At 46.9% G+C, this 4,376-nt stretch carries 5 protein-coding genes and 4 tRNA genes; 2 read left to right on the top strand and 7 right to left on the bottom strand.

Going from position 1 to position 4,376, the window contains the following annotated elements:
* From AC0Z7K_RS24330 to AC0Z7K_RS24310, 5 genes are all read right to left on the bottom strand, one after another.
* Positions 1-110 (bottom strand): GTP-binding protein (locus AC0Z7K_RS24330; RefSeq protein WP_001336758.1); only part of this gene is annotated, 110 nt, incomplete at its 3' end.
* Between the two features lie 110 nt (positions 111-220).
* A tRNA-Thr gene (locus AC0Z7K_RS24325) sits at positions 221-296 on the bottom strand.
* A 7-nt stretch (positions 297-303) separates the two neighbouring features.
* Positions 304-378: transfer RNA gene (locus AC0Z7K_RS24320), tRNA-Gly, on the bottom strand.
* Positions 379-509: 131 nt separating this feature from the next.
* Positions 510-594, bottom strand: a tRNA-Tyr gene (locus tag AC0Z7K_RS24315).
* Positions 595-613: 19 nt separating this feature from the next.
* A tRNA-Thr gene (locus AC0Z7K_RS24310) sits at positions 614-689 on the bottom strand.
* 476 nt (positions 690-1,165) lie between these two features.
* Here AC0Z7K_RS24310 and coaA point away from each other — a divergent pair.
* Positions 1,166-2,116: a type I pantothenate kinase gene (gene coaA, locus AC0Z7K_RS24305; RefSeq protein WP_112169354.1), complete on the top strand. Its 951-nt coding sequence runs from the start codon at positions 1,166-1,168 to the stop codon at positions 2,114-2,116.
* A 44-nt stretch (positions 2,117-2,160) separates the two neighbouring features.
* On the opposite strand, the gene birA is transcribed toward coaA, so the two are convergent.
* Both birA and murB read right to left on the bottom strand, forming a co-directional pair.
* On the bottom strand, positions 2,161-3,120 hold the full coding sequence (gene birA / locus AC0Z7K_RS24300; RefSeq protein WP_485616256.1) for a bifunctional biotin--[acetyl-CoA-carboxylase] ligase/biotin operon repressor BirA: 960 nt from the start codon (positions 3,118-3,120) through the stop codon (positions 2,161-2,163).
* The gene (gene murB, locus AC0Z7K_RS24295; RefSeq protein ID WP_413531454.1) at positions 3,117-4,154 is read right to left on the bottom strand and encodes a UDP-N-acetylmuramate dehydrogenase; all 1,038 of its coding nucleotides are present in this window, start codon (positions 4,152-4,154) and stop codon (positions 3,117-3,119) included. The genes birA and murB overlap by 4 nt, the downstream gene beginning before the upstream one ends.
* A 12-nt stretch (positions 4,155-4,166) precedes the next feature.
* On the opposite strand from murB, the gene AC0Z7K_RS24290 reads away from it, so the two are divergent.
* Positions 4,167-4,376, top strand: a 210-nt coding sequence (locus AC0Z7K_RS24290; protein ID WP_485616255.1) for a hypothetical protein, incomplete at its 3' end; no start/stop codon positions are given.

The following is a 4,376-nucleotide window of genomic DNA, read 5'->3' as shown; positions in this document are numbered from 1 at the left end:
GCCAGAACGGTAGTGATTGCTGCAGTCAGGGTAGTTTTACCGTGGTCAACGTGGCCGATAGTACCAACGTTAACGTGCGGTTTTGTACGTTCAAACTTTTCTTTAGACATCGATTGTCCCTCTAAGACACGGTTAAATCGGTGGTATCACCACATCAACCAAGCAGTTTGCTTGACGAATTAGTTTACAGAAAGAAAATCAGGGAGGGAGGATTTGGAAGTGGTGCTGATAGGCAGATTCGAACTGCCGACCTCACCCTTACCAAGGGTGCGCTCTACCAACTGAGCTATATCAGCACATACTTGGAGCGGGCAGTGGGAATCGAACCCACATCATCAGCTTGGAAGGCTGAGGTAATAGCCATTATACGATGCCCGCGTCCTGGAACTCGGCTACCTAATTTTTCTGAAGAACTTCGAAGACGGGGAAAAGGACGTGAGACACTTAATTCCTCACCTTCACTTAAAGCGACTCTATCACTTTAAGCTGCCTCATTGCTAAGGCCTGTATGGTGGTGGGGGAAGGATTCGAACCTTCGAAGTCGATGACGGCAGATTTACAGTCTGCTCCCTTTGGCCGCTCGGGAACCCCACCTAATTGTTAAGTACTTGATTGGTGCCGGCACCAAGAGTCGAACTCGGGACCTACTGATTACAAGTCAGTTGCTCTACCAACTGAGCTATGCCGGCATCAAGTGCTGCGCATTCTAGGGAGACTTTGCGGGGTATGCAACTAAAAAATTGCATGAATTGCTTCTTAGCTCATGTTTTATTCAAAAAATAGGTTTTTTCCCTCTTTCATCCCTATATCCGTGCAAATAACATCCAAATAACGCGCAATCCTTTCACAGGAAAATATCGGCTTCTCTGGCTTTATATCACTGAGTTAATAAAAATAGGTGACAAATTGACAAGCGCTTATCGACTTTACACATAGCGGCTCTCACTTTTAACCCGGCAGGTATGTACCCGACACCTCTTTCTTATCGTTCTTTTGCATTTACACTGCTTTCTCAAAAAAATTTTAACTCAATCAAAGAAATCGTTAAGTTATAAGAAAAAGGTCTCCCCTGAAAACGAAGCTGTCTATAATATGCTGCTGGTTTACTGTCTGGAGTTGGCGTGAGCGCCTATCCTGACCTGCGCTAACAGGCAGACTTTAACTTATGAAAAAAAGAGACCCATCTTTGGCAACGCCTTACTTGCAGTTCGATCGTGCACAGTGGGCTGCTTTACGTGATTCAGTGCCGTTAACGCTCAAAGAAGCGGAAGTGGTGAACCTCAAAGGCATCAACGAGGACTTATCCCTCGAAGAAGTGGCTCAAATCTATTTGCCACTTTCACGTCTTCTCAATTTCTATATCAGTTCAAACCTGCGTCGGCAGGCTGTACTTGAGCAATTCCTGGGCACTGATGGCCAGAAGATCCCTTATGTCATTGGTATTGCAGGGAGTGTAGCTGTAGGGAAAAGCACCACGGCGCGCGTTCTGCAAGCGCTGTTAAGCCGCTGGCCAGAACATCGTTCTGTGGAACTGATCACAACTGATGGGTTCCTATATCCCAATAAGACGCTCCAGGAGCGTGGGATCATGAAGAAGAAAGGCTTCCCGCAGTCCTACGATATGCACCAGCTGGTCAATTTTGTTTCCGAAGTAAAATCTGGGGCGAAAACTGTTACCGCGCCGGTATATTCGCATTTGATTTATGATGTGATTCCAGAGGGAAATAAAGTTATTGAACAGCCAGACATCCTTATTCTTGAAGGACTAAACGTTTTACAAAGCGGCATGGACTATCCTCATGATCCGCATCGGGTATTTGTTTCAGATTTTGTCGATTTCTCAATATACGTTGATGCACCTGAAGATTTATTACAGGGCTGGTATATCAACCGCTTCCTGAAATTCCGTCAGGGTGCATTTTCCGATCCGGACTCTTATTTCCATCATTATGCAAAGTTGCCGGAAGAAGAGGCAGTGAATATCGCAACACAGTTATGGAACGAGATCAACGGATTGAATCTCAAGGAAAACATCCTTCCAACGAGAGAGCGGGCAAGCCTCATTTTGACCAAGAGTGCTAACCACGCGGTTGAAAATGTCAGATTGAGAAAGTAGGTTACCAGAATTGACAAGGAGAGCCACGGCTCTCCTTTTTTATTTCATCGCCCGCGCAGAGATATTTCCCCACCTATATAAGGCTTGATTATGCCATCCTGTTCTAACAGTAAAGCGCCTTGTTGATCGATTCCACGTTCAATACCGTGAATTTCCTGATCGCCGATCAGCAATTTCACCGGCCTGTCGAGGAAATTATCTAAGCCACGCCAACGACTAATAAAGGGTGCCAGTCCTTCTTTCTCAAAATGTAATAACGCAGCACGTAGTTCTTTCAGTAGCATTGCTATCAACTCATTGCGATCGATATTGACACCCGCTTCCTGCAAGTTTATCCAGCCCTGATTAATGGTATCCGCTGCTGGTTCGCGCATTTTAAGGTTAATGCCGGCACCGATAACCAACTGTGCTGCATCCCCGGTTTTCCCTGTCAGTTCAACCAGAATACCGGCCAGCTTTCTGTCTTTGAGATAAAGGTCATTAGGCCACTTTACCCTTACGTCTTCAGCCCCAAGCCGCTGAAGGACTTCAGCCATTACGATCCCAATAACCAGACTGAGACCCATTGCAGCAGCTGGACCTTGATCGAGTTTCCAGTACATTGAAAGATAGAGGTTGCTGCCAAATGGCGAAAACCATTTTCTTCCTCGACGTCCTCGTCCGGCCTGCTGGTATTCAGCAACACAAGCATCCCCCGAGCTCAGTTCCCCGATCCTGTCGAGAAGGTATTGGTTGGTAGAATCAATGACGGGCAGAACATTTACGCGGCCCGCCGGCAGCATAGAATGAATTCTAGCTTCATCCAATAACTGGATTGGATGTGGAAGGCTATATCCTTTGCCGGGTACAGTGAAAATATCCACACCCCAGTCGCGCACCGTTTGAATATGCTTGTTGATGGCGGCGCGGCTCATTCCCAGTGCACCACCCAGTTGTTCACCAGAATGGAATTCACCGTCGGCCAGAATAGAAATTAAATGCAGGGGAACCGTAATATCTTTCATGATAGCGCCTCCACGGCATTCACTTCACCACCGGCGGCGATAAAACGAACCTCTGGTTCGAGCCAGATGCCAAACTTCGCAGCAACGGTATTTCGTACATGTTTTGCCAACGCACGAACATCAGCACTGCTTGCGTGATCTTTGTTGATCAACACCAGCGCCTGATTCTGATGCACGGCTGCCCCGCCAATACTGAACCCTTTAAGGTGCGCCTGTTCAACCAGCCAGCCTGCGGCTAGTTTTATCTGCCCGTTAGGCTGAGGGTAAGATGGCATGGAAGGAAATTCGCTGCGGATCTTTTCAGCGATGGCTGCATCAACCGTCGGATTCTTATAAAAACTGCCAGCATTACCGGTAATAGCGGGATCCGGCAGTTTACTCAAACGCATTGCACACACTGAATCGAAAATCTGGCGTGCTGTGACCGTTTGAGGATCAAAGTTAGTGAGATTTCCATAGGTCAGCTTAGGTTGCCAGTGCTTAGTCAGCTTAAAACCTACAGCGACAATGGCATAACCGTCCTTATATGCATGTTTGAAGATGCTTTCACGATATCCAAACTGGCATTCATCTGACTGAAGTCGGATTATCTTGCCCGTTTGCATGTCTAAGACGTCAACATAGTGGCAGACACTTTGCAGCTCAATGCCGTACGCGCCAATGTTCTGAATCGGTGCAGACCCGACGCAGCCCGGGATCAATGCGAGATTTTCTAATCCAGGAATATTATTTTCGAGAGCGAAGCATACCAGTTGGTGCCAGTTCTCCCCGGCACCGACGTGCAATAGCCATTCATCTGCTCTCTCCGTCACTTCAATACCTTTGATTCTGTTCAGAACAACAGATCCGGTGAAATCTTCAAGAAACAGAACATTGCTACCCTCGCCTAACAATAGAAATGGCTGCTGTTTTTCTTGCGCCTTTTTCCATGCGTCTATCAGCTGAGTTGTATTATTTATATGCGTAATGACAGCAGCATGTGCAGCTAAAGAAAAGGTGTTCAGGGATTGAAGCGAGGTGTCGTCAGTCGACATAACATATTACTCATGAGTGACTTATTTGTGCATAGTTTAACTGATTCGATAACCTCTGGCGCAGCGTTTTATCAGCAGTCGGGAGGGCACGGCAAGAAAGATGCCGATTCAATGGCTGTCAAATCCACTTCACTTCCCAAATTCCAGACAGCAAAAAGCCCTGTACGTCAGTACAGGGCTTTCCACTTATTTGATGCCTGGCAGTTCCCTACTCTCGCATGG

The sequence above is a fragment of the Rahnella sp. 1L-D-7-B-C2 genome (genome assembly GCF_057290995.1).
The sequence above is the reverse complement of the archived record's forward strand: the minus strand, read 5'-3'. Positions and strand labels throughout refer to the sequence as shown.